Raw genomic sequence first — 23,384 nt, forward strand, 5'->3', positions numbered from 1 at the left:
GACAGGGGTGGGGCGGGGGCGGGATGCTACAGGGTGGCGTCCGCGTAGATGCGGAGCGCGTCACGGACGAACTCCGCGCCACGGGTGCCGCCGTCGGACGTCGCGTAATTCGCGCCGAAGCGCGGATCCGCGACATACATCTCGCCGAGTCCGATCACGTAGCCCTTCACGTCGCCGCCCGGGGCGGCTGCCGGCGTGCCAGGCACACCGGTGAGCCAGGCGACGTGTCGTCGAGCGAGGTCCTGCGCAGGGTCGGATGCCGGATCGATGCCGCTCTCCGCCGCGGCGACCCAGTCGCGCCCGAGGTCGGACACACGCTGCTGCCAGTCGGCGCGCTCGGCATCCGTCATCCCCCGCCACCAGCTGTCGCTGTCGGCGTAGGCCTTCGTGCCCCAACGTTCCTCGACCTCCTCCTTGTACCGGGTGTGGTCGAAGCCGTCGAACATGTTCTCTGCCATGAGTTGTTCACCTCCTCTCAGTGCATCGATGGTGGATTCGACCGCCGCGATCTGCCGCGTCAGCCTGGCCTGCTCCTCACGCAGCAGCGCGAGGTGGGTCTGGAGAGCGGATGCCTCCGCCACGGCGCGGTTCCCGGCGCCCGAGGCGTCGGCTTCTGCCTCGACAGCACCGTGCCCGCCAACGCCTCGGCCGCGCGCCGGACCGAGCACCTCAGCGACCTGCGGCAGTCCGAGACCGAGTTCCCGCAGCAGCAGGATGCGCTGGAGCCGCACGAGCGCCGAGGAGTCGTAGTGCCGGTATCCGTTCGAGGCGATGCGCGACGGCGGCAGCAACCCGATGTCGTCATAGTGCCGCAGCGTCCGGCTCGTGGTGCCAGCCAGCCGGGCGATCTCCTGGATCGACCAGTCGTTCATCGTTCTCCTCCTCTGCTGTCGTTGCTTCCACGATAGAAGTTGACGTTGCGTCAATGTCAACTGTCGTTGTTTGACATCATTTCCACTACATATGGGGGTATGCAGCAGCGTTTGTTCATGTCACGATCAGAGCTCTCCATCTCCGGAACGCGGTCGATCGAAAGGCACACACGTCATGAAGCGGTCGTTGAGAACCGCCGGATGCGCAGTCGCAGCGCTCGTCCTCACGGCCGGCGCGGCGATCGTCGCGGCGATCTGGCTCATGTTCGCCGAAGGGTCGACCGTGGGGAGAAGGCTGGGATTCTTCGATGCCGTGTTCGTCGAGGTGCGGCGAGGACCAGGTGGGTCATCGCAACTCGGAGCGGGCCTCAACGACCCGCTCCCACTGGTGATCACGTTCATCGTCGCGACACTGATCCTCGTCGCCGTCCTGGCGGGATGCGATCGACTGGTCGCGCGCAGAACGCAACCATCCGCCGGCGCCCGGTAGGTCCGCGCAACGCGGCGGAGCCCACCGGGCCTGATGCTCGCCCTCGCCTAGCCTTGATGGGACTCCCGGAGGAGTCGCGACGCCATCTCACCCGGAGGAGCACCAGCATGCCCGAAATCACCCGCTCGACGCCGACGGGTCCGAGCCGCAGAACGATCCTCAAGGCATCCGCCTGGTCACTGCCCGTCGTGGCCGTCGCCGCGGCCGTGCCGCTCGCAGCCGCGAGCACGGCGATCGATCTCGAGCTCACCGCGCAGCCGTTCGGCAACCGGATCATCGTGACGAATCCGGAGGGGACGCTGACCTTCGACGTGACGATCCCGTACACCTTCGACGCCACCACCTTCGGCGCGACCGCCACGTCGGGCGCCACACTGCTGCTCAGCTTCGACATCCGTCTGCTCGACGACGTGAGCGTGACGATGCTGGGCGAACCGGCGATCCAGCTCACCTCCGAGCTCACCGGGAACACGAGAACCGTGACGTTCGCGCTGCCGATCGCGATCCCCGCCGACGGGACGACCGCCCCGATCCAGCCGTTCTTCGCCACGGTCAACTCCTCCACGTTCGTGTCCGACCTCGCGCCTCTGGTCGTCACCCTCGTGGCCCCGGCCGGCTCCGGCGAATCCGACCTGTCGAACAACGCGGTGACCACGGCCGTGCAGTACGTCGCCCCTCCGAACTGAGTCGTCGGGGGCTGTCGTGGCAGGAACCCCTTGACAGAATCGAGATATATCGTGTTACTCTTCCAACACACGATATATCGTGACCCACGACACAGGAGAAGCAGACATGACCGAGAAGTGGCTCATCGCCCCCGGCGAAGAACGCGTCATCGACATCGCATCCGCGACCAGGCTCAAGGTCGGCCTCGTCGGCGGGCAGGTCGACATCATCGCCCACGACGAACCGGGCATCCGCATCGAGGTGCATGGCGTCACCACCAAGGATCTCCGCGTGGAAGCCCACGACGGCGAGGTCGAGATCGACCACCCGCAGCTGGGCTGGGACAACTTCCTCGAGGTCTTCCGCAACTTCGGTTCGGGTGGCCCGCGCGCAGAGGTGAGCGTCGCCGTCCCCCGCGGGATCGCGCTGAACCTCGGCGTCGTGAGCGCCGGCGCCCTCGTCTCGGGCCTCCGCAACGACACCCGACTGAACACCGTGTCCGGCGACATCATCGTCGACACCCTGATCGGCGACCTCACCGTGAACTCGGTCTCCGGCGACGTGCAGGTGCGCGGCCTGACCGGCTCGATCAGTGCGAACAGCGTCTCGGGAGACGTGGCCGTGACCGGCGCCGTCCGCAAGGCAACCGTCGACATCGTCTCGGGAGCCACGCTCGTGGATGCCGCGGGCGACGTCAATTCCATCACCGTCAACTCGGTGTCGGGCGGCACCACGGTGCGCCTCGACGAGTCCCTCGCCGCGAACTACGTCATCCGTTCGCTCACCGGCCGCCTGCTGATCGACGGCGTCGAGCGCAACTCCTCCGGCCCGAGCAACTACACGGGCACGAAGGGCGAGCTGGCCGGCCGCTTCGTCGACCTGCGCGCGAACTCGGTCTCCGGCGGCGTCACGGTGCTTCGCCGGGCACCCGAATCGATCACGAACGACGCGGAGTGGGAGGAAGCATGAGCCCCGCAGTGTTCTCGCACGGCGACCTGCGGCTCTACCTCCTGTCGTTGCTCGCCGAGGCGCCGCAGCATGGCTATGGCATCATCCAATCGCTGACCGATCGCACCGGCGGCACCTACACGCCGAGCGCCGGCACCATCTACCCGCGGCTCGCGAAGCTCGAGGAAGAGGGCCTGGTCTCGAAGACCGTCGACGGCCGCACCACGATCTACTCGATCACCGACGCCGGTCGTGAGGAGCTCGCAGCGCGCGAAGGCGACCTCGCCGGGATCGAGTCCGGCCTCGCCGACTCGGTTCGCCTCATCGCGAACGAGGTGCGCCAGAGCGTGAAGGACGCGATGAAGAGCCTGCGGGCCGATCTCGCCTCGGCGGAGCACGACGAGCGCGCCGCGGCGCAGAGCCGACCGCGTGCGGCGAGCGACGACGTCCGCGCCACCAGTCGCGAAGAGCTGCACCGGGCGGATGCCATCATCAATGCGTTCCGTGCCAGGGTGCGTACCGACATCCGGACGCATGTGGCGAAGGGCGGCGCCCTGCCGGCATCCGTCGTCTCCGAACTGGAGGACGGACTGGATGCCGCGGCCCACGCCGTGACGAGAGCCCTCTCGACGTCGTGACCCTCACAGCCCGGGCAGCAGCAGCCCGGGCTGCCGAGGTGTCGCATCCGGCCGCTTCAGGACTACCGATGCGACCGGATGCGACACCTCCTCCGGCGCAGGTGTCGCAGAGTGCTGCTTCAGCCCAACGGATGCGGCCAAGTGCGACACCTCAGGCCGCCGCACAAGCCGCAGTCATCACCGGCACGAGAAGCTCGGCGCGGCTACTCCGGCCAGATCTCCTTCTGCGAGTCCGGCACCGAGTCACCGAGCGGCACGACGAGCACCGAGCGGTGCTGGCGGTGCGTGAGACGCGCCGCGACCGATCCGGTGAAGAACTCGCGGATCGACTCGCCGATCCCCCGCTTGCGCGTGCCGACCACGATGAGCTGGGCGTCGAGCTTGTTCGCGAGCTGTTTGATGGCGAGCGCCGGGTCGCCGACGAGCTGGCGCGCCGTCCAGGTGACGCCCGCCGGGTCGAGCACGGCGGCGGCAGCGGCCTGCACCGCCTCGAACTCGGCCGCACCGGCGTCGAAGTTGATGTCGATCGGAGCGGAGTGCACGTAGCCGTCCGGATCCTCATAGGTCACGAACCGCGTGACGTCGACATGGGCGACGACGAGGGGCACATCGAGCAGTCGTGCGAACCGCAGCGCCTCGTCCAGGACCCGCTGATTCTGGTCCGGCTGCAGGCCGACGATCACCGCTGTCTGCAGCGCCGCGTTCTGCGCGACCTCGTCGGACGGAGTGGAGGTGCTGTCGGTCATGAAGATCGTTCCCTTCACCAGCCTGGCCTCGGCCAGAGGGGCTTACCCGCGTGCTATTCTGAATGCTACTCTTACCGGCTGCGCGCCGGTGTCGTGATGCCTCGGGCTCTTGCCGCCCGCAGCTTAACTCGTGAGGGGGTCTCGCGCATGGGCCGTGGCCGTCAGAAGGCGAAACACACAAAGATCGCCCGCGAACTCAAGGCGTACAGTCCGTCGGTGAACTATTCCGCTCTCGAGCGCGAATTGGGTCATCCGACCGACGAAGACGCCTACGTCGACAAGTGGGCTGATGATTATGCCGACGAAGACGAGGACGAACTAGAGAAGGCCTGACCGCTTTCTGTTCGACGTCTCCCCCGTATGACCTACGGGGGTTTCGTCGTGCCCGGGCGTCGGGCGCTCCACCTGAGAGGATCTCCTCATGGCCCGCGTCATCTCGCTCTCTCGTCACCCGATCAAGGGACTCACACCTGAGCCCGTCGACGCACTGACCGTGCAGGCCGACGGCAGGGTCGCGGGAGACCGCGTCCTCGCCTTCCGCTTCGCTGACGCCGCCACCCCGGAGGTCCGCGACGGTCTGGATCACTGGCCGAAGGCCAAGGGCCTCGCGCTGCAGGATTTCCCCGCACTGGCCGCGCTCCGCACCAGCTACGACGAGAGGTCCGGACGGGTCCGGATCGAGCACGAGGGTGACGTGCTGGTCGAGGCCGGGCTCGACGTCGATGGCCGCGCAGCGTTGACCGATGCCATCACCGAGTTCGTGCTCGCGACCCCTGAGGCGAAGAAGCTCGGTCGTCCCGGTCGTCTTCCGCTGGTGCTCGTCGGCGACGGCGCGACCTCCCGGTTCCAGGACCGCGCCCAGGGCTACGTCTCGGTGCACAGCCGCGCCAGCGTGGATGCGCTCGGCGACGCGCTGCACCTGCGCATCGACGACCGTCGCTTCCGCTCGAACGTCGTGATCGACGGCGTCGATGCGTGGGACGAGCTCGACTGGTCGGGCGAGGTGCGCATCGGCGACGTGACGTTCCGCGCCGCCGGCCCGATCGCGCGCTGCCTGGCGACGCACGCGAATCCGGACACCGGGGTCCGCGATGCGAAGGTGCTCACCACCCTCACCGGCGCGCTCGCGCAAGACGAGCCGACCCTCGGACGGCTGCTGCTGCCGGGGTGGGCCGCCGAGCAGGGCACTGCGCCTGTCGGCGTCATCCGCGTCGGCGACGAGGTGCACGCGCGCTGAGCACGCTCGCAGCGCCCGCTGACCCCGCTCACGCCAGCGGCAGCGTCGCCCGCACGACCCACGCATCACCCTCGGTCGCCTGCACGAACTCGCCGCCGAGGACGTCGACCCGCTCCGCCAGGCGCGTGGAGCCGAATCCGCCCGACGGCACGCCCGTACGAACCCGGGGGACGCTGTAGTCGTTGCTGACCTGCAGGCGGGCGGTCTGAGCATCCGCTCCCACGTGGATGCCCACCGGGCCGACCCGTCCGTGCTTGATGATGTTCGTGGTGCTCTCGCGCAGCACACGCGCGAGCGTGGCATCCACCAGCCGGGGCAGCGGCTGCGACAGGTCCGCGGTCACCTCAGGGGCGTATCCTGCGGCGCGCAGCGTCGCCTCCATCTGCGCCAGCGTCGCCTCGAAGTCGTCGATCCGCTCCGGCTGCGCCTCACCGTGCCCGGGCGCGATGAGGCGGCGGATGTCGTGCAGCGCGCGTCGAGCCGCGTCACCGATCTCCTGCTGGGTCTGCGCGAGCAGCTCTGGATCGCGCTGGCGCTCCATGACCCGGGTCTGCATCGCGATCACCGTCAGGTCGTGGGCGATCACGTCGTGCAGCTCATCCGCGATGAGCAGGCGTTCATCGCGGCGGATCTGATCCATGACGGCCGCCTGCTCCCGCGCCGCCTCCGCCAGGCGTTGCTCGCGGCCTCGAGCCGAACGCAGCAGGAAGCCGGCGGCACCGGCGATCACCGAGATCAGCAGACCGACGCCGACCACGACCGGTTCCGACGGCTGCACGATCGCGATCGCCGCCGCCGTGAGCAGCAGCAGCCCACCGAAGGAGACGATCACCCGAACCGAGCCGGTGCGGACGACGACCGCGGTGGCGACGGAGAGCGCGGAGAACGCAGGGCCGTCCCAGCCGGAGAAGAACGCGACGACCATCGCCGCCGCGAACAGCAGGACGGCGACGGGTGGCGACACCAGGAACACCGCGAAGCTCGCCGTGATCGCCAGGTCGAGCAGGATCGCGAACGTGAACGGTTCGCCACCGAGGGCGGTCGAGAGCAGCGTGAACAGGAGGGCGACGCTCACACCGACGAGCAGCACCACCTGCTCTGCACGGTTCAACGGCGCCGCAGCGACGATTCCGCGCGATGTGCTCGGCGTCGCGATGACGGATCGCAGTCTGCTCATATCGTCGATTATCCCTTCGGCTCGACTGTTCACACTGCCGTCGACCGCGGCCCGGCACCAGAGTCTTTCGGGTCGTTCTCGACGGTACGTTCGGTCGGCGGACGACGCGGCACGCACGCACGGGCGGCGGGAGCCTCAGGCGCCGACGATATGATCCAGACGTGGGACGAATCCGTGTGGCCATCGTCGATGACGACAAGCTCGTCCGCCGAGCACTGACCGTGTTCCTCGAGGACGCCGATGACATCGACGTCGTGGGCGAGGCCATCGACGGGGTCGACGGGGTCGCCCTCGTGCAGGAGCTGCGCCCCGACGTCGTCCTCCTCGACATGCAGATGCCCCGCATGGGCGGTGTGGAGGCGGCGGCCGAGATGGCCGCACGCACGCCGACGACCCGGGTGCTGGCGATCACGACCTTCGGCACGATCGAACGGATCCTGCCGATGCTCCGGGCCGGGGCCGCGGGATATCTCTTGAAGGACGCCGAGCCGGAGGCGATCATCGAGGCCGTGCGCCTCGTCCACGCGGGCGCGGCTGCCCTGTCGCCGACGATCACCGCCCGACTGATCGAGAGCGCGCAAGACGGTCAGGTGAAGCCGAGCGAGGAACTCGTCGGCGGCCAGCAGCTCTCCGAGCGCGAGAAGGAGATCGTCACGCACCTCGCCCTCGGTCTCTCGAACGCCGAGATCGCCCGCGCCATCCATGTCTCCGAGAGCACGGTGAAGACACACCTGAGCAACATCATGACCAAGTGGGAGGTCAACAACCGCGTGCAGATCCTCATCCGCGCGGCCCGCAGCGGACTCGTCCGATTCCACTGAACGGCGCGAGTCACCGGCGAGGGGTGACCTGAGCCGATCGGTCACCAGCGACCGTGGCGGTGCTCCCACTCGTCTTCGATCGTGCGCCGACGGCCCGCGACGATGCCGGCTGGGATCGAGACGATCAACACCCCGGCGATCACGATGAGCGGCACCTGCCACCCGGCCGTCGTGTCATGCAGCAGGCCGACGAGCAGCGGGAAGACCGCCGCGATCCCGTAGCCGATGCTCTGCACGAAGCCGCTCAGCGCGACAGCGCTCTCGGGGGTGCGGGCGCGGATGCTGAGCAGCACCAGGCTCAGCGGGAACATGATGGCCGTGAGCCCGAAGAAGCTCACCCACAGCGGCAGTGCAACGGTCGGCACGAGCAGCAGCCCGAGGAGGCCGACCAGTCCACCGCCCACCGCGATGAAGAACAGCGGACGAGTCGCCTGGAACCGCACCACCATGATCGGCACGATCATCGAGCAGGGCAGGCCGATCAGCGCGAACAGCGACAGCAGCAGGCCAGCGGTGGCCGGGGTGACGTCTCCGATGTCGACGAGCAGGGTCGGCAACCAGGCGAACGAGACGTAGGCCATGGTCGACGAGGTGCCGAAGACGAGCGCCAGCGCCCAGGCGAGCGGCAGCCGCCACAGGCGGGCGAAGTATCGCGGATCGGCTGGAGCGGTCGAGATCGGACCGGTCGCGACGGCCACGGCATCCTGCACATCGTGCCGACCGTCGGTCGGATCGATCGACACGGTCTCGGTCGACGCTGCCACGGGAGTCGACCGCTCGCGGATCAGCAGCGTCAGCCACGGCACCAGGGAGATCGCAGCGACGATGCCCCACATGCCGAGCGACACCCGCCAGCCGAGTGAATCGGCGACCGGCACGGCCACCAGCGGCGGCAGGAAGGTCGAGATCGCGAGCGTCGTCGAGTAGACCGTCATCATGATGCCGATGCGGTCGGGGAAGTACTTCTTCACCAGCGGCGGCAGCAGGACGTTGCCTGAACCGACCCCGGCGAACACCAGCGCGGTCGCGGCGAGCAGCGTGACCGAGTCGACCGCGAACCCGCGCAGCAGCATCCCGGCGGCCATCAGGGCGATCGCCGTGACGGCGACGCGCTCGAGGCCGAAGCGGCGCTCGAACAGCGGGGTGAGCAGCCCGAACACCGCGAAGCACACCGGCGGTGCCGCGCCGATCAGACCGACCACGACCGACGAGATCGTGAAGTCCTCGGCGACGTGATCGATCACCGGAGACAGCGAGGCGACGGCGGAACGCAGGGAGAACGCGACGAGCACGATCCCCACGAGTGCGAGGGATCGTCCTTCCCAGAGCGGGCGACCCTTCGACGAGCCGCGGGACCCGGACATCAAGAGGTCTGCGAGCCCTCGACCCAGGCGAGGTACTCGTCGGAGACCGTGCCGGTGACGTACCGGCCGTCGAAGCAGCTCATGTCGAGATCGGTGATCGCCGAGCCCTCCGTGATCGCCGCCTTGAGATCTTCGACCTCCTGGTAGACGAGGTGATCGCAGCCGAGCACCTCGGCGATCTCGGGAATCGTGCGGCCGTGCGCGATCAGCTCCTGGCGCGACGGCATGTTGATGCCGTAGACGTGCGGGTGGCGGACCGGAGGCGCAGCCGAGGCGAAGGTCACCGAGGTCGCACCGGCATCCCTGGCCATCTGGATGATCTCCTTCGACGTCGTGCCGCGCACGATCGAGTCGTCGATCAGCAGCACGTTCTTGCCCTGGAACTCCGTCGACATGGCGTTGAGCTTCTGACGAACGCTCTTCTTGCGCACCGCCTGACCAGGCATGATGAACGTTCGGCCGACGTAGCGGTTCTTGTAGAAGCCCTCGCGGTACTCGATGCCGAGCTTGCGGGCGACCTCCATCGCTGCGGGGCGCGAGGAGTCAGGGATCGGCATCACGACGTCGATCTTGTCCATCGGGACGTGCTTCGCGATGGTGTCGGCGAGACGGTCGCCCATCCGCAGGCGCGACTCGTACACCGAGATGCCGTTCATGACGGAGTCGGGGCGGGCCAGGTACACGTACTCGAACGCGCACGGCGCCAGCTGCGCGGCTTCCGAGCACTGCTTCGAGTGCAGCTCGCCCTCGGTGGTGATGAAGATCGCCTCACCCGGCTCGACCTCGCGCACGACCTCGTAGTCGCCGTTCTCGAGCACGAGCGACTCGCTCGCGACGACCCACTCGTCCCTGCCCTCGGCGCCGGCCACCGTCGAGGGACGGCGACCGAGGATGAGGGGGCGGATGCCGAAGGGATCACGGAACGCGAGCAGACCGTAGCCAGCGATCACCGCGATCACGGCGTAGGCACCCTCGATGCGCTCGTGCGTTCGGGCGACGGCCTCGAACACCCGCTCGGGGTCGAGGTCGACGGCAGACGTGGTGTTCTGCAGCTCGCCGGCGAGCACGTTCAGCAGCAGCTCGGTGTCGCTGGAGGAGTTCAGGTGACGGCGGTCGCGCTGCGCCATCTCGGCGGTCAGCTCACGCGTGTTGGTGAGGTTGCCGTTGTGGATGAGGATGATGCCGTAGGGCGCGTTCACGTAGAACGGCTGCATCTCCTCCTCGTTCGAGGCGGTGCCCTTCGTGGCGTAGCGCACGTGCCCGAGGCCGACGTTGCCGAGCAGCGCCCGCATGTCACGGGTGCGGAAGGCCTCGCGGACCATGCCCTGCGCCTTGGCGTTGTGCATCACCCCGTTCGACTCCGCCGTCGCGATGCCCGTCGCATCCTGGCCGCGATGCTGCAGCAGCAGGAGTGCGTCGTAGATGTCCTGATTGACCGGGGCTGCCCCCACCATTCCGACGATGCCGCACATGGGGGATTACTTCGCTCCGTCCGCGTATGCTCCGACGAGGCGAACCGCTCCGCCGTCGACGCCCTTGGCGCCCTGTTCGAACTCTCCGGCCGGACGCGCGCCGAAACCGACGGTGGCGACCTGCCACGACGGCATGCCCTCCGCGTTCAGCGCCGCGATCGCGGCATCCTTCTTGTCGGCCGCGATCACCGCGAGGAAGCCGACGCCGAGGTTCCAGGTGCCCTCGGCAGACTCGAGCGTGGATCCGGCGATGTCGCTGAGCACCCGGAAGATCGGGCTCGGCGACCACGTGCTGCGGTCGACCTCGGCCCAGCTGCCCTGAGGCAGCACCCTGGCGAGGTTCGCGGCGATGCCGCCGCCCGTGACGTGGCTGAGTGCGTGCACCGAGCCGCCACCCTGGGTCCCTGAGCCGCCACCCTGGGTCCCTGAGCCTGTCGAAGGGCCCAGCTGGTCGATCAGGCGCAGCAGCGGCAGCGTGTACAGGCGGGTCGGCTCGAGGAGCGCCTCGCCCCAGGTCGAGCCGAAGTCGGCGGCGTTGTCGCCGTAGCCGATGCCGGCGTTCGTGATGATGTGACGCACGAGCGAGTAGCCGTTGGAGTGCAGTCCGCTGGACGAGACCGCGATCACGGCATCCCCGTCCTGCACGCGGTCGGCACCGAGGATGGCGTCGGCCTCGACCACACCGGTCGCGGCTCCCGCGACGTCGTAGTCACGGGGTCCGAGCAGACCTGGGTGCTCTGCCGTCTCGCCGCCGATCAGCGCGGTGCCGGTGGCGGAGCAGGCCTCGGCGATACCCCGCACGATGTCGGCGATGCGCTGCGGGACGACCTTGCCGCAGGCGATGTAGTCGGTCATGAAGAGCGGCTTCGCGCCCACCACGACGATGTCGTCGACGACCATGCCGACGAGGTCCTGGCCGATCGTGTCGTGCTTGTCGATGGCCTGCGCGATCGCGACCTTCGTGCCGACGCCGTCGGTACTGGTCGCGAGCAGCGGGCGACGGAAGTCGCGCAGCGCGCTGGCATCGAACAGGCCGGCGAATCCGCCGACACCGCCGAGCACTTCAGGGCCGTGCGTCGCGCGCACGGAAGACTTCATCAGCTCGACGGCGAGATCGCCTGCAGCGGTATCGACGCCGGCTTCGGAATAGGGATTGGTGGGGGAGGCAGCCACCTGAACAGCCTACCGCCCGAAGAGGCCGTGGGAATCCGTGCGACAGGTCTCGGATGCCGGAGCCTCAGCGCCCTACGATGGGGCCATGGCCGACAAGCCGCAGTGGCTCATCCGCGAAGACGCGAGCGTTCCCGTTCTCGTCGCGCTCGCGCTGCGCCAGGCGCTCGGCATCCGGGCGCCGGAGGATCTGCCGAGCCTGCGCGAACTGCCGGTCAGGGCTCCGGATGCCGTCGACGCCTCCCCCGAGGTCGAGGCCCAGTGGCGCGAATACTGGGACATGACCGTCGAGCCGCGCGCCCACCGCTCCGAGGTGCCGTTGGAGCTGATCGAGGGGTTCGACACGCTCGTCGCGCTACCGGCGACAGGAGCGGAGGAGCTCACCGAAGCGATCGTGCCGCAGGCGGAATCCGCGTTGCGCTACGCCAGGGCAGCGCACGATCGATACCTCAGCTCGATCAAGAGCAACCGCGGCGGCGACGCCTACCGTGCCTACGCCAGCGCGATCGCGGAGTTCGAGCGCGACATCGGGCGGCGAGCCCATTCGTTCGAGCTGAACGTGCAGGTGCTGCCGTTCTCGCAGCGCGGCATCTGGTGGATCGGAGCGCTCACGGTCGCGGTCACCGATGGGCTGCGGCGCGACGTGGTCGCATTCGACGGTGCGATCCGGCCGGTGATCGCCGAACTGGCCTGAACGCCGAGTCGGCCCGACGCCGACCTGGACCGGGTCAGTCTGCTTCGATGATCGTCTCGCGGTCGACCCGCACGACGCGGTCGTGGCGACGCGCGAGGCGTTCCATGATGAGTCCGGCGATACCGCCGAGCGCGATGCCGATCGGCGCGGTCCACAACAGCAGGAACCCGAAGACCTGACCGGCCGGGTAGACGACATCGAGCGCCTGCGACTCCTCGAAGCTGCCGGTGAAGGTCAGGATCGCCGCGGCGATCACGCCGAGCACGCCGCCGATCGTCATCAGCACGCCGTACCGCGGCACGTGGCGCACGGTCGCTTCGACGGTCTGGTGGGAATCGGTGGAGGACATGCATCCATTCTCCCACCGTTCCCTGTGGCCCAGTACCCGTGCTTCGACAGGCTCAGCAACCCATGGCTGGGTCCCTGAGCCTGTCGACCACAGCTGGGTCCCTGAGCCCGCCGAACCACACCTGGGTCCCTGAGCCCGTCGAAGGGCCCCGAACCACACCTGGGTCCCTGAGCCTGTCGAAGGGGCCGGGGCCTTGCTGGGCCCCTGAGCCCGTCGAAGGGCCCCGACCACACCTGGGTCCCTGAGCCTGTCGAAGGGCCCGGGTCAGACCTCGGTCGTCACCTCGGCGGTCTCGCCCTTCGTGTTGCGCCGGGCGATGAGCACGCCACCCGCTGCGACGAGCGCGACGACGAGGCCGCCGACGATCCACGGCCACACCGGAGCACCGTCGGAGTCGGCGGGTGCCGAGATCGCGGTTACCGCGGTGGTGGCCTCGGACTCGGCCTCCTCGTCATCGGCCGGAGCGGCGATGCCGCAGTCCGCGGCGACCGGGATCGTCGCGGTCATCGGGTCGAGCGCCTCACCGGCGGCATAGGTGCCGAACGCGGCTGCCCCCGCCTCAGTGAGCGTCGTCGGGACCGCGTCGAGCGACAGCACGCCGTCGACGACCGCGGCATCGCCGAGCGCGAACTCCGCGAGGCGCACGCCGGGCTGGTCGACGCTCGCGCCGTCCTGCGTGGTGCCGGTCACATCGAACACCAGGTACCCGGTGCTGCCGGCGAGCTCGACCCTGGCGTCGGCGAGCGTCGTGTTCAACGCGCCGTCGTGGCCCGTGAAGGTGATGCTGCCGCCGTACGTGATCAGACCGGTGAGGGTCTCGTCGTCGAACGATCCGCTGCCGTTGGCCCACACGTAGTCGGGGTACTCGTAGGCGACGTCGGTCAGCGTCCAGCCGCCCTTGGCGATGCCCTCGATGTAGGTGCGGAACGACTCCTTGTAGCCCCACTCGAGCGAGGCGCCTTCGACCGTGCACGCGCCGATCGCAGTCACCGCGCGCGTCAGCGTGAACGCGAGGCCGCGGGAGACCGAGCCCTGCATGGTGAGCGTGTGAGCGCCGTCCTCGAGTGCGGCCGGAAGGGTACCGGTCCAGGTGGCGGTGCCCGCGGCATCCGCCGTCACGGTGTCGAGCAGCACGGGCGTCGAGTACACGACGACCTTGATGTCGGTCTCGTTCGGCTGGAACCCGGACGCCGAGAACGTCGCCGGCTGCCCGGACTGGAGTGCTGCGAGGTTCTCGTCATCGATCCGGATGCCGGTGCTCGCCGGCGGGGTCGCCGGGAGCGACGCCTTGGCCTTCACCGCAGCGGCTGCGACGGTGCCTGTCGTGCCGGACGGCGCAGCGGCGACGGAACCGATCGTGAACGTCACCGGGTCGAGCGTCGTCGAGAAGCCGGACAGGACCCGGTCTCGTCCGTCGGCCGTGAGCGTCGCCGGGGCGGCGTTGTAGGTGACCGCGCCGTTCGCCGTGGTCGTGGCGGCCCTGGAGAGATCGAGCGTGGCGAACGCCACCTGCACTCCGCCGTGCGTGACGAACAGGGTCGCCGCGCCCGCAGCGCTGATGCTGATCTGCGGGTTCGAGACCGTGACGTCGAGCACACCGGCGTGGCCGGTGAAGCGCACGGAGCCGCGGTACACGACGCTGCCGATGCCGGTCGCCGCGTTGTAGTCGCCGCCGACCGTCTGGCCGAACTGGAACTGTCCGCCGGAACGGGTGGCCCCGTTCGAGACGTCGATCGCGCCCTTCGCGATCTGACCGATGACGTACTCGGAGAACGACGTCGAGATCGCCCAGCGCAGCGAACCACCGGGCACGGCTGCGGCCGGAGGCGTCACGGGCGTGGTCGGGGTCTCGGGCTGCTCCGGCTCCGGCGCCGCCGGTGCGAGCGCGTTCCACTGCGCGTCGGTGATCGTGACCGTCGAACGCGCGAAGATCGTGTCGGCCGTCGGCAGCGTGTGCTGCTTCCAGACAATCACCTCGTACGTCTTCGTCTTGTCGAGGGTCTTCGCTGCGGCGGTCAGGTCGACGCTGAAGGCGCCGCCGGAGATACCGCGCACGTACTGCATCGCGAGGAAGCCGCCGCCGGCGGTCACATCCGCCTCGGTGCCCTGCTCGATCAGCGCGACGTACGCACCGGAGATGTCGCCCAGCTTCGTCCCGGCCGCGGTCACGGTCAGGCCGTCGGCGACGGTGGCCGCCTTCACGGTCGACGTGATGAACGGCGTCTGACCGTAGTTCAGGGCGACGCTGCGCTCCTGGTCGGCGTTCACGACGCCGCCGGCGCCGTAGGTGTAGACGCCGTAGGTGCCGGGCGTGGCCGGGGTGTCCTTCAGCGTGAGGGTGGCTTCGAACGTGCCGTCGGCCGCGATGTCGACCCACTGCGAACGGATCGCAGCCTGGTACTGCACCGGCACCTGGTTCAGCACGTCCTCCGACAGCGCCCAGACCTGTGCGCCGACCGAGCGCGTCGAGCTCGCCGCGCCCGTCGAGGGCTGCCAGGCGGAAGCGAAGTTGCCGAACACCACGTAGGTGCCCTGCGGGAGGTTCGAGGGGATCGGCACGCCGCGGCCGCCGACGTTCGCGGTCGGGTCGTAACCGCTGCCCTTCACGACGACCGTGTCGCCGGCCTGCAGTGCGACGCCCGCCGCTGGAGTGGTGCCGTCGGCGAGGAACACCGAGATCGCCGCATCGACCGGCTCCGGGGCGATGACATCCCAGTCGGCGTCGCTGATGGCGAGCGCCGAGCGCACCAGGATCGTGTCGGCGTTCGGCATCGTGTGCTGCTTCCAGACGATCACCTCGTAGGTCTTGCTGCGGTCGAGCGATGCAGCCGTCGCAGTCAGGTCGACGCTGAACGCGCCGCCGGAGATGCCGCGCACGTACTGCATCGCGAGGAAGCCTCCTCCGGTGGTCACCGCGGCCTCCGTGCCGGTCTCGATCACGGCCGCGTAGACGCCGACCGCGGTGCCGAAGTCGGTACCCGTGACGGTCGCGGTGATGCCGGGTGTGGGTGTGGAGACGGCCGAGGTCACCGTGATCTTGGGCGCGACGCTGTAATCCAGAGCGACGCTGCGCTCCTGGTCGGCGTTCACGACGCCGCCGGCACCGTAGGTGTAGACGCCGTAGGTGCCGGGGGTCGCCTTCGTGTCCTTCAGCGTGAGCGTGGCTTCGAACGAGCCGTCAGCGGCGATGTCGACCCACTGCGAGCGGATCGTCTGCTGGTACTGCGACGGCACCTGGTTCAGCACGGTCTCGGCGAGACCCCAGACCTGCGAACCGACGGAACGGGTGGCGGATGCCGCGCCGGCCGACGGCTGCCACGTCGGCGCGAAGTTGCCGAACACGACGTAGGTGCCCTGCGGGAGGTTCGAGGGGATCGGCACGCCGCGGCCGCCGACGTTCGCGGTCGGGTCGTAGCCGGTTCCCTTCACGACGATGGTGTCGCCGGTCGTGAGCGTCGTGCCGGCTGCCGGGGTGGTGCCGTCGGCGAGGAAGACCTCGATCGATGCCTCATCGGGGACGGCCGGACCGGTGCCCGGGTCGGTGCCGGGATCGGTTCCAGGGTCGGTGCCGGGATCCGTCCCGGGGTCCGTGCCGGGGTCGGTGCCTGGATCAGTGCCGGGATCTGTCCCGGGATCAGTGCCGGGGTCGGTCCCGGGATCAGGCGTCTCGGTGCCGAACACGGCATCCCACTGCCCGCCCGAGATGCTGACGTCGCCACGACCGTAGATCGTCGAGCTGTCGGGGTTCGAGTGCTGCTGCCAGATGAGCACCTCGTATACCTGCGTGCGGTCGAGCTTGTCGACCGGCGCGGTGAGCGTGAACGAGCTCGCGCCCGCCGACACCGCCGGGAAGGGGATCGCGAAGGCCGCGTAGCCACCGCCGCCGGAGAGCCCGCTCTCGGTGCCCTTCACGATGAGCGCGGCGTAGACGCTCGCGACGTCCGGGAGACCGGATGCCGCGACCTGCACGGTCACGCCGGAGGTGCTCGCAGAGGTCACCGATGCGTTCACGGTCGCGCCGGCGGCGTGCGCCGGCGGGGCGATCACGGCACCGGCCGCGATCAGGACGAAGGAGATGAGGGCGGCGAGCAGCACGCGTATGCGGGCGCTCCCTGAGGGTGCTGTGGCTGTGGCGTTCACGATTCTCCACGGCTCCGGGCACGCGGATGAGCACGCGCGCCGGCGGTGCCGCAATGCAGTCGGGCGAAGGGTGGGATATTGGTTAGGCTTACCTCAGCAAGCCTCCTTCCCGAGCGTAGGGGTGCCCGGGAGAGCGCGTCAAGTTTTAGGCTAGCCTTGCCTAATGCGCCGCGTTCCCGTCGTCCTCCTCGTTGCCGTTCTCGCGCTCGGTCTCACCGGGTGCGCTGGGGCGGGAGCAACCACCGCCCCGCAGGCATCCGCGGCCGCCGACAGCTGCCCGCAGGCATCCGTGCCCCTCGCCGAGCTCGACCTCGTCGACGACGTGCGCGCCGTGACCGGCGGCTCGACCGCGTGCCTCTCCGACCACGCGATCGATCCGATCGACGACGACGCCGCTCCGACCCTGCCTGTCTCCGTGACCGACAGCGAAGGGCGCGAGATCGAGATCACCGACATCGACCGCATCCTGCCGATCGACATCTCCGGCACCATCGCATCGACCGTGTTCGCGCTCGGACTCGGCGATCAGGTCGTCGGCCGCGACGCCTCGACCATGTTCGCCGGCACCGAAGACCTGCCCGTCGTGACCAAGACGGGGCATACCCTCAACGCCGAGGCCATCCTCGAGCTCGCACCGACCGTGATCCTCACCGACACCACGATCGGCCCGAAGGAGATCAGACAGCAGTTGCGGGATGCCGGCATCGCCGTCGTCGTCATCTCCAGCGACCGCCGCATCGACACCACCGACGAGCTGGTGACCGAGATCGCCACCGCCCTCGGCGTGCCGACGCGCGGACAGGCCCTGATCGAGCGGCTCGACGCCGACCTCGCCGCCGCGCAGGCCGAGATCGCCGCGGTGGTGCCCGCCGATGTCGAGCACCGCGCGCGGATGCTGTTCCTCTATGTGCGCGGCACCGCGAACGTCTACTACATCTTCGGCGAGGACTCCGGAGCGGACTCCCTCATCGACGCGGTCGGCGGCGTCGACGTGGCAGCCGAGATCGGCTGGGAGGGCATGAAGCCGATGACGGCCGAGGCGCTCGTCGCGGCCCGTCCCGACGTGCTCGTCATGATGACCGATGGTCTCGAATCGGTCGACGGCATCGACGGACTCATCGAGCGCATCCCGGCGATCGCCGAGACGCCGGCCGGGATCAACCGCCGCGTGATCGACATGGCCGACAGTGAGATCCTCAGCTTCGGGCCGCGCTCGGCCGACGTGATCGGTGCGCTGGCACGCGCGCTCTACGCCCCAGAGCCCCCGAAGTGAGCGGCGAGGTCGTCACCCGCACCCCCTCGACGCACCGGGGACTGCGCTTCACGCTCGTCACGATCGGGCTCCTCGTGGCGCTCGTCGCCACCTGCATCGTGTCGATCACGAGCGGGCAGTACACGCTCTCCCCGACCGACCTGATCGGCGTGCTGCTGCGCGGCATCGGGATCGACTCGGCCTGGGCGCCCACGTCGGCGACCGACTACGGCGTGATCTACAACCTCCGACTCCCCCGCCTCGTGCTCGGCCTGCTCGTCGGCGCCGCGCTCGCGGTCTCCGGCGTGCTGATGCAGGCGATCTTCGGCAACCCGCTGGCGGATGCCGGGGTCGTCGGCGTCTCCTCGGGCGCCGCCCTCGGCGCAGCCGCGAGCATCACACTGGGGCTCGCCTCCTTCGGAATGTGGACGACGCCCGCCTTCGCGTTCCTCGGCGGCCTCGTCGCCGTGCTCGCCGTGTACTTCATCAGCCGATCCGGCGGACGCACCGAGGTCGTCACGCTGCTGCTGACCGGTATCGCGATCAACGCGATCGCGGGCGCCGGCATGGCCTTCCTCACGTTCCTCGGCACCACGTCGACGCGCGAGCAGATCGTGTTCTGGCAGCTCGGCTCGCTCAACGGCGCCCTCTGGGCGAACGTCGGCCTGGTCGCGCCGCTCGTCGCGATCGGCGTGGTCGTCGCGCTCATCGTGTCACCGCAGCTCGACCTCTTCGCCCTCGGCGAGCGCACCGCGCGCCACCTCGGCGTCAACGTCGAGCTGCTGCGGATGATCGTGATCGTCACCGTCGCGGTGCTGGTGTGCGCGGCTGTCGCGTTCGCCGGGATCATCGGTTTCGCCGGGCTCGTCGTGCCCCACCTGATGCGCATGATCATCGGGCCGGCCCACCTGCCGCTCATGATCGCGTCGGCGGTCGGCGGCGCGCTCCTGATCGCGGTCGCCGACCTCGTCGCGCGCACCGCCGTGCCCCTGGCCGACCTGCCGATCGGCATGATCACCTCGCTCGTCGGTGGACCGTTCTTCCTCTGGCTGCTGGTGCGCACCCGCCGCCGCTCCGGTGGGTGGGCATGAGCGTCCAGCTCCGCGCGAGTGGCGTCACGGTACGCGTCGGCGGCGACCGCGCGATCCTCGACGATGCGTCGATCGAGGTCGGCGCCGGCGAGATCCACGCGCTGGTCGGCCCCAACGGTGCCGGCAAGTCGACCCTCTTCGGGGTGCTCGCGGGAGACGTATCTCCGCACGCCGGATCGGTCGCCCTCGACGGGGCGCCGATCACCGGCATCCGACCGCAGGAACTGGCGCGCGCACGGGCGGTGCTGCTGCAGGAGAACGCCGTCTCCTTCCCGTTCAGCGCCGAGCAGGTCGTGCGGATGGGACGCGCGCCGTGGGCACGCACAGAGGCAGCCGACGATGACGACGAGATCGTGGCGGCAGCGATGGCGGCGACCGAGGTGCTGCCGCTCGCCGCACGATCCGTCACCTCGCTCTCCGGTGGCGAGCGCGCCCGTGTCGCGTTGGCTCGAGTGCTCGCGCAGCGCACCGGCATCCTGCTGCTCGACGAACCGACCGCCGCCCTCGACCTGAAGCATCACGAAGACGTCATGCGGCTGATCAGGGCGCAGGCGGATGCCGGCACCGCGGTCGCGATCGTGCTGCACGACCTGAACGCCGCACTCGCGCACGCCGATCGTGTCACCCTGCTCGACGGCGGCCGCGTCGCGGCATCCGGCAGCGCGGCAGAGGTGCTCACCGCCGAGCGGATCGAGGCCGTCTACGGCCAGCCGGTCGATGTCTTCCCGCACCCGAGCACCGGGGTGCCGCTGGTGGTCGCGCGGCGCTGAGCCGAGGGTCACCCTCGTGCGCGGCAACCGGCCGATCGTGCGCGGTCGGCTACCGCGTCGACGGCGCCTGCGTCGGATGCACCGGAAGCGGGGCCGCGGGCCGCACCAGTGCCGTCCGGTCCGGCACCGCGAACCCGAACTGCTCGTACAGGCCGTGCGCGTCGCTCGTGAAGAGCGTCCACCGGAAATGGGCGCCGGGGCCGTCGTCGATCATCGCCTGCACGATCCGCTTGCCCAAGCCGTGACCGCGATGCTCCTCGACCACGATGACGTCGGCGAGATACGCGAAGCCGAGGCCGTCTGACACCGCACGAGCGAATCCGACCTGCTCGCCCGTCTGCTCCTCGTACACGCCGATCACCCGCCACGCATCGCGGATCTGCGCCTCGATGTCGTCGCGGCTGCGCCACTTGCCCCAGTAGACCTCGCGCAGCGCACGCCACACCATGTCGGTGTCGATGCGGTCGAGGGAGTCGTCGACGACGTAGCTCACGAGATCGGCCGCCCGTCGTCGTCGAAGCTCACGCCCTCGGAGATCAGCCGCTCCATGGCCTCGTGGTGCACGACGCCGCGCTTGCGCGGGTCGGGTTCGAGCAGCTCGAGGAGGACGCCCCTCGTGGTGTTCGGATGCTTCGCGACCTCGATGCGCACGCCCCAGAACCGGTCGTGCGCGAACTGCGAGAGCGACGCCGCATCCGCCGCCGGATTGTGCGCAGCCGCCGCGCGGATCGCCTGATTGGGGTCGAACACGAACGCTTCGAACTCCTCTGGCGTGCGCGCAGCCCGAGCCAGCTCGTACCGGCGCTCCTCATCCGCGATCTGTTCCGGCGTCTTGCGCGTGCTCACAGCAGTCCCCTCGTCATGATCATCACCGTCATCGTCACGCTACCCGGCACCGCAGACAGCGCCGGACCCGGCTCAGGGGCGCAACGGCAGCACGTCCAGGAGGTCGGCGCGGATGCCGGAGGCGTGGATACGACCGGATGCCGCGGCATCCGCCCAGTGCTCCTCACCCGTGGCGACGGCGATCCAGGTCGCGGCATCCATCTCGACCACGTTCGGCGGCGTGCCACGCGTGTGCCGAGGGCCCTGGATGACCTGCACCGCGCCGAACGGCGGAACCCGGACCTCGACGCTGTTCCCCGGCGCCTTCTCATCGAGCAGCTGCAGCAGATACCGCACCGCGGTCGCGAGCGCCGTGCGCTGCGGCTTCGCGCCCTCGGCATCCGCCCGTCGGACGGCGTCGAGCGCCGTGCGTCCGTCGATGATGTCGATCTTGCGAGCCATGGGAATCAGGGTACGCGCCCGCTCGCCGTGCCCGGCCACCCGCCGCCCGCCCGCCCCGCGGCAGGCATAGGCTCGGAGCATGAGCACGCAGCATCCGGAAGGCGCACGCGCCGAGCTGCTCGCCGCAGCGTCTGGCCATTCCTGGGGCGGGCCGTTCCCCGCCCTCCTCGATCCGGACAGCGCGCACGACGCCGCCGTCCTGATCCTGTTCGGTGTGCTCGACCGTGTGCCTGCACCGACGTGGGATGCCGCGGTCGCCCGCGACCTCGACGTGCTGCTGCAGCGGCGAGCCCCGACGCTCTCCTCGCATCCAGGGCAGGTGTCGTTTCCCGGCGGACGCACCGAGCCGGACGACGCGGATGCCGCGGCCACCGCGCTGCGCGAAGCGGAGGAGGAGACCGGACTCGATCCCGCCGGCGTCGACGTGCTGGCGACGCTGCCAGAGATCCCGCTCGCCGCGAGCAACCACCGCGTGACGCCGGTGCTCGGCTGGTGGCGCACGCCCTCACGCGTCGCAGCGGTCGACCATGCCGAGACCGTCGAGGTGTTCCGCGTGCCCGTCGCTCAGCTGCTCGACCCGGCCACCCGATACACCTCGGTGCGAGCCTTCGGGGACCGCACCTTCCGCGCCCCGGCGTTCGACGTCGACGGCACGATCGTCTGGGGCTTCACGGCGATGGTGCTGAGCGGCCTGTTCGACGCCGCAGGGTGGACCGTGCCGTGGAACGTCGACGACGAACGGCCCGTCTGAGCGGATCGGATGCGTCGGGCGTCGAGCCTCGACGGAAATCCCGGCCTGGACCCTCGGTAGTCTGGACAGGTGAAGATTCTCGTCCTCGGTTCCGGTGCCCGTGAGCACGCGATCATCCTCGCTCTGCGGGCAGAGCAGTCGGAGCACGAGATCTTCGTCGCTCCCGGCAACGCCGGCATCGCGCAGGACGCCACCCCCGTGTCGCTCGATCCGCTCGACGGCGGCGCCGTGACCGGCTTCGCCAACGAGCACGCGATCGACCTCGTCGTGGTCGGCCCTGAGGCCCCCCTCGTCGCCGGCGTCGCCGATGCGCTGCGAGCCCACGGCATCCCGGTGTTCGGGCCAGGCAAGGCTGCGGCGCAGCTCGAGGGGTCGAAGTCCTTCGCCAAGCGCATCATGGACGAGGCCGGTGTGCCGACCGGCCGCGCCGCCAGGGCGACCACCCTCGCCGAGGTCGAGGCCGCGTTCGACGAGCTCGGAGCCCCGCACGTCGTGAAGGCCGACGGTCTCGCCGCAGGCAAGGGCGTGATCGTCACCTCCGACCGCGCCGAGGCACTCGCGCACGCCGAGCAGTATCTGCCCACCGGTCCGGTGCTGGTCGAGGAGTTCCTGTCCGGCCCCGAGGTCTCACTGTTCTTCCTCAGCGACGGCGACACGGTGCGGGCGCTCAGCCCCGCGCAGGACTTCAAGCGCGCGCTCGACGGCGACGCCGGCCCCAACACGGGCGGCATGGGCGCCTACTCGCCGCTCCCCTGGCTCGCCGAGCAGTTCGGCAGCGAGCAGGAGTTCACAGCCGAGGTCACGCGCGACGTCGCGATGCCGGTGATCCGTCAGCTCGACGCCGAGGGCACCCCGTTCATCGGCCTACTCTACGCAGGGCTGATCCTCACGCCGGCCGGTGTGCGCGTGATCGAGTTCAACGCGCGCTTCGGCGACCCCGAGACGCAGATCGTGCTGCCGCGCCTGGTCACCCCGCTGTCCGAGCTGCTGTTCGCCGCGGCATCCGGCACGCTCGAAGATCAGCCGGAGCCCGAGTTCAGCGACGACGTCGCGATCACGGTGGTGCTGGCGAGTGAGGGCTACCCCGAGGCGCCGCAGACCGGTCGTCCGATCGAGGGACTGGCGGATGCAGCCTCGGTCGAGGGCGTCCGCATCGTGCACGCCGCGACCGCAGCACCCGACGCACCGGGCGGATCACTCATCGCGACGGGCGGCCGGGTGCTGAACGTCGTCGCCGTGGCATCCGATTTCCGCACCGCTCGCGACCGCGCGTACGACGCGATCTCGCGCATCACCCTCGACGGCTCGCATTACCGCACCGACATCGCCTGAGGTGTCACGACACGCCGTGTGCTGCGTGGCTGAAGCGGCCATTCGCGACCCCTCCCGCGGAGGAGGTGCCGCGAACGGCCGCTTCGGATCAGGCGGGGTCGCCGCCGAGCGGGCCAA

The 23,384-nt window shown here is 69.7% G+C and carries 24 protein-coding genes; 13 read left to right on the plus strand and 11 right to left on the minus strand.

Going from position 1 to position 23,384, the window contains the following annotated elements; all coding sequences use genetic code 11:
* Positions 1–26: 26 nt before the first annotated feature.
* Positions 27–872 (minus strand): MerR family transcriptional regulator, encoded by an 846-nt coding sequence (locus tag RS83_RS00385; RefSeq protein WP_045277520.1) that lies wholly within the window; start codon positions 870–872, stop codon positions 27–29.
* Between the two features lie 175 nt (positions 873–1,047).
* Here RS83_RS00385 and RS83_RS00390 point away from each other — a divergent pair, with 175 nt between their 5' ends.
* From RS83_RS00390 to RS83_RS00405, 4 genes are all read left to right on the plus strand, one after another.
* The gene (locus tag RS83_RS00390) at positions 1,048–1,362 is read left to right on the plus strand and encodes a hypothetical protein (protein ID WP_045277521.1); all 315 of its coding nucleotides are present in this window, start codon (positions 1,048–1,050) and stop codon (positions 1,360–1,362) included.
* Between the two features lie 107 nt (positions 1,363–1,469).
* The gene (locus RS83_RS00395; protein ID WP_045277522.1) at positions 1,470–2,048 is read left to right on the plus strand and encodes a hypothetical protein; all 579 of its coding nucleotides are present in this window, start codon (positions 1,470–1,472) and stop codon (positions 2,046–2,048) included.
* Positions 2,049–2,154: 106 nt separating this feature from the next.
* Positions 2,155–2,997 (plus strand): DUF4097 family beta strand repeat-containing protein, encoded by an 843-nt coding sequence (locus tag RS83_RS00400; protein WP_045277523.1) that lies wholly within the window; start codon positions 2,155–2,157, stop codon positions 2,995–2,997.
* The gene (locus RS83_RS00405) at positions 2,994–3,614 is read left to right on the plus strand and encodes a PadR family transcriptional regulator (protein ID WP_045277524.1); all 621 of its coding nucleotides are present in this window, start codon (positions 2,994–2,996) and stop codon (positions 3,612–3,614) included. The genes RS83_RS00400 and RS83_RS00405 overlap by 4 nt, the downstream gene beginning before the upstream one ends.
* Positions 3,615–3,817: 203 nt before the next feature.
* Here the strand turns inward: RS83_RS00405 and RS83_RS00410 are convergent, their stop codons facing one another.
* Positions 3,818–4,360, minus strand: a complete 543-nt coding sequence (locus RS83_RS00410) for a universal stress protein (RefSeq protein WP_045277525.1) — start codon at positions 4,358–4,360, stop codon at positions 3,818–3,820.
* Between the two features lie 147 nt (positions 4,361–4,507).
* On the opposite strand from RS83_RS00410, the gene RS83_RS00415 reads away from it, so the two are divergent.
* Together RS83_RS00415 and RS83_RS00420 are read left to right on the plus strand one after the other, a co-directional pair.
* Positions 4,508–4,693, plus strand: coding sequence for a DUF3073 domain-containing protein (locus RS83_RS00415; RefSeq protein WP_029259537.1), 186 nt, complete (start codon positions 4,508–4,510; stop codon positions 4,691–4,693).
* A gap of 88 nt (positions 4,694–4,781) precedes the next feature.
* Positions 4,782–5,597, plus strand: coding sequence for an MOSC domain-containing protein (locus RS83_RS00420; RefSeq protein WP_045277526.1), 816 nt, complete (start codon positions 4,782–4,784; stop codon positions 5,595–5,597).
* A 28-nt stretch (positions 5,598–5,625) separates the two neighbouring features.
* Here RS83_RS00420 and RS83_RS00425 read toward each other — a convergent pair whose 3' ends face one another.
* Complete coding sequence (locus RS83_RS00425) at positions 5,626–6,774, minus strand: sensor histidine kinase (protein ID WP_045277527.1); 1,149 nt, start codon at positions 6,772–6,774, stop codon at positions 5,626–5,628.
* 161 nt (positions 6,775–6,935) lie between these two features.
* Here RS83_RS00425 and RS83_RS00430 point away from each other — a divergent pair, with 161 nt between their 5' ends.
* Positions 6,936–7,595 (plus strand): response regulator, encoded by a 660-nt coding sequence (locus RS83_RS00430; RefSeq protein ID WP_231587694.1) that lies wholly within the window; start codon positions 6,936–6,938, stop codon positions 7,593–7,595.
* Positions 7,596–7,636: 41 nt separating this feature from the next.
* Here the strand turns inward: RS83_RS00430 and RS83_RS00435 are convergent, their stop codons facing one another.
* Genes RS83_RS00435 through purM form a run of 3 tightly spaced genes read right to left on the minus strand, consistent with a single transcriptional unit; the run spans position 7,637 to position 11,604 of the window.
* Complete coding sequence (locus tag RS83_RS00435) at positions 7,637–8,959, minus strand: CynX/NimT family MFS transporter (protein ID WP_045277528.1); 1,323 nt, start codon at positions 8,957–8,959, stop codon at positions 7,637–7,639.
* Entirely contained in the window at positions 8,959–10,431 is a 1,473-nt protein-coding gene (gene purF / locus RS83_RS00440; RefSeq protein WP_045277529.1) for an amidophosphoribosyltransferase, read from the minus strand. The genes RS83_RS00435 and purF overlap by 1 nt, the downstream gene beginning before the upstream one ends.
* Before the next feature lie 6 nt (positions 10,432–10,437).
* Positions 10,438–11,604, minus strand: coding sequence for a phosphoribosylformylglycinamidine cyclo-ligase (purM, locus tag RS83_RS00445; protein ID WP_045277530.1), 1,167 nt, complete (start codon positions 11,602–11,604; stop codon positions 10,438–10,440).
* 85 nt (positions 11,605–11,689) lie between these two features.
* On the opposite strand from purM, the gene RS83_RS00450 reads away from it, so the two are divergent.
* Positions 11,690–12,295 (plus strand): hypothetical protein, encoded by a 606-nt coding sequence (locus RS83_RS00450; RefSeq protein WP_045277531.1) that lies wholly within the window; start codon positions 11,690–11,692, stop codon positions 12,293–12,295.
* Between the two features lie 34 nt (positions 12,296–12,329).
* Here RS83_RS00450 and RS83_RS00455 read toward each other — a convergent pair whose 3' ends face one another.
* Together RS83_RS00455 and RS83_RS18145 are read right to left on the minus strand one after the other, a co-directional pair.
* Positions 12,330–12,644 carry a hypothetical protein gene (locus RS83_RS00455; protein WP_045277532.1) on the minus strand — a complete coding sequence of 105 codons (315 nt, stop codon included), beginning with the start codon at positions 12,642–12,644 and terminating at the stop codon, positions 12,330–12,332.
* 264 nt (positions 12,645–12,908) lie between these two features.
* Positions 12,909–16,784 carry an HtaA domain-containing protein gene (locus RS83_RS18145; RefSeq protein WP_156153067.1) on the minus strand — a complete coding sequence of 1,292 codons (3,876 nt, stop codon included), beginning with the start codon at positions 16,782–16,784 and terminating at the stop codon, positions 12,909–12,911.
* Between the two features lie 163 nt (positions 16,785–16,947).
* Between RS83_RS18145 and RS83_RS00475 the strand changes: the two genes are divergently transcribed.
* The 3 genes from RS83_RS00475 to RS83_RS00485 are packed head-to-tail and all read left to right on the plus strand — an operon-like array spanning position 16,948 to position 19,897.
* The gene (locus tag RS83_RS00475) at positions 16,948–18,057 is read left to right on the plus strand and encodes a heme/hemin ABC transporter substrate-binding protein (RefSeq protein ID WP_045277533.1); all 1,110 of its coding nucleotides are present in this window, start codon (positions 16,948–16,950) and stop codon (positions 18,055–18,057) included.
* Positions 18,054–19,127, plus strand: coding sequence for a FecCD family ABC transporter permease (locus tag RS83_RS00480; protein WP_045277534.1), 1,074 nt, complete (start codon positions 18,054–18,056; stop codon positions 19,125–19,127). Before RS83_RS00475 ends, RS83_RS00480 begins: the two co-directional genes overlap by 4 nt.
* Positions 19,124–19,897, plus strand: a complete 774-nt coding sequence (locus RS83_RS00485) for a heme ABC transporter ATP-binding protein (protein ID WP_052678712.1) — start codon at positions 19,124–19,126, stop codon at positions 19,895–19,897. The genes RS83_RS00480 and RS83_RS00485 overlap by 4 nt, the downstream gene beginning before the upstream one ends.
* A gap of 49 nt (positions 19,898–19,946) precedes the next feature.
* On the opposite strand, the gene RS83_RS00490 is transcribed toward RS83_RS00485, so the two are convergent.
* The 3 genes from RS83_RS00490 to RS83_RS00500 form a co-directional block, all read right to left on the minus strand.
* On the minus strand, positions 19,947–20,390 hold the full coding sequence (locus tag RS83_RS00490; protein WP_045277536.1) for a GNAT family N-acetyltransferase: 444 nt from the start codon (positions 20,388–20,390) through the stop codon (positions 19,947–19,949).
* The gene (locus RS83_RS00495) at positions 20,387–20,743 is read right to left on the minus strand and encodes a hypothetical protein (protein WP_045277537.1); all 357 of its coding nucleotides are present in this window, start codon (positions 20,741–20,743) and stop codon (positions 20,387–20,389) included. The genes RS83_RS00490 and RS83_RS00495 overlap by 4 nt, the downstream gene beginning before the upstream one ends.
* Positions 20,744–20,815: 72 nt before the next feature.
* Complete coding sequence (locus RS83_RS00500; protein WP_045277538.1) at positions 20,816–21,184, minus strand: sterol carrier family protein; 369 nt, start codon at positions 21,182–21,184, stop codon at positions 20,816–20,818.
* 79 nt (positions 21,185–21,263) lie between these two features.
* Here RS83_RS00500 and RS83_RS00505 point away from each other — a divergent pair, with 79 nt between their 5' ends.
* Both RS83_RS00505 and purD read left to right on the plus strand, forming a co-directional pair.
* Positions 21,264–21,935: an NUDIX hydrolase gene (locus tag RS83_RS00505; protein ID WP_045277539.1), complete on the plus strand. Its 672-nt coding sequence runs from the start codon at positions 21,264–21,266 to the stop codon at positions 21,933–21,935.
* 69 nt (positions 21,936–22,004) lie between these two features.
* Complete coding sequence (gene purD / locus RS83_RS00510; RefSeq protein WP_045277540.1) at positions 22,005–23,267, plus strand: phosphoribosylamine--glycine ligase; 1,263 nt, start codon at positions 22,005–22,007, stop codon at positions 23,265–23,267.
* The last annotated feature ends 117 nt before the right edge of the window (positions 23,268–23,384 follow it).

Origin of the sequence: Microbacterium oxydans (genome assembly GCF_000956525.1) — a bacterium.
GTDB classification, from domain to species: domain Bacteria; phylum Actinomycetota; class Actinomycetes; order Actinomycetales; family Microbacteriaceae; genus Microbacterium; species Microbacterium oxydans_A.

Coding starts and splice junctions, on each gene's coding strand:
- RS83_RS00435 (WP_045277528.1), bottom strand. CDS start 8,959: ATGTCCGGGTCCCGCGGCTCGTCGAAGGGTCGCCCGCTCTGGGAAGGA.
- RS83_RS00405 (WP_045277524.1), top strand. CDS start 2,994: ATGAGCCCCGCAGTGTTCTCGCACGGCGACCTGCGGCTCTACCTCCTG.
- RS83_RS00410 (WP_045277525.1), bottom strand. CDS start 4,360: ATGACCGACAGCACCTCCACTCCGTCCGACGAGGTCGCGCAGAACGCG.
- RS83_RS00485 (WP_052678712.1), top strand. CDS start 19,124: ATGAGCGTCCAGCTCCGCGCGAGTGGCGTCACGGTACGCGTCGGCGGC.
- RS83_RS00400 (WP_045277523.1), top strand. CDS start 2,155: ATGACCGAGAAGTGGCTCATCGCCCCCGGCGAAGAACGCGTCATCGAC.
- RS83_RS00450 (WP_045277531.1), top strand. CDS start 11,690: ATGGCCGACAAGCCGCAGTGGCTCATCCGCGAAGACGCGAGCGTTCCC.
- RS83_RS00415 (WP_029259537.1), top strand. CDS start 4,508: ATGGGCCGTGGCCGTCAGAAGGCGAAACACACAAAGATCGCCCGCGAA.
- RS83_RS00505 (WP_045277539.1), top strand. CDS start 21,264: ATGAGCACGCAGCATCCGGAAGGCGCACGCGCCGAGCTGCTCGCCGCA.
- RS83_RS00455 (WP_045277532.1), bottom strand. CDS start 12,644: ATGTCCTCCACCGATTCCCACCAGACCGTCGAAGCGACCGTGCGCCAC.
- RS83_RS00395 (WP_045277522.1), top strand. CDS start 1,470: ATGCCCGAAATCACCCGCTCGACGCCGACGGGTCCGAGCCGCAGAACG.
- RS83_RS00420 (WP_045277526.1), top strand. CDS start 4,782: ATGGCCCGCGTCATCTCGCTCTCTCGTCACCCGATCAAGGGACTCACA.
- purF (WP_045277529.1), bottom strand. CDS start 10,431: ATGTGCGGCATCGTCGGAATGGTGGGGGCAGCCCCGGTCAATCAGGAC.
- RS83_RS00475 (WP_045277533.1), top strand. CDS start 16,948: ATGCGCCGCGTTCCCGTCGTCCTCCTCGTTGCCGTTCTCGCGCTCGGT.
- RS83_RS00390 (WP_045277521.1), top strand. CDS start 1,048: ATGAAGCGGTCGTTGAGAACCGCCGGATGCGCAGTCGCAGCGCTCGTC.
- RS83_RS00425 (WP_045277527.1), bottom strand. CDS start 6,774: ATGAGCAGACTGCGATCCGTCATCGCGACGCCGAGCACATCGCGCGGA.
- RS83_RS00385 (WP_045277520.1), bottom strand. CDS start 872: ATGAACGACTGGTCGATCCAGGAGATCGCCCGGCTGGCTGGCACCACG.
- RS83_RS00500 (WP_045277538.1), bottom strand. CDS start 21,184: ATGGCTCGCAAGATCGACATCATCGACGGACGCACGGCGCTCGACGCC.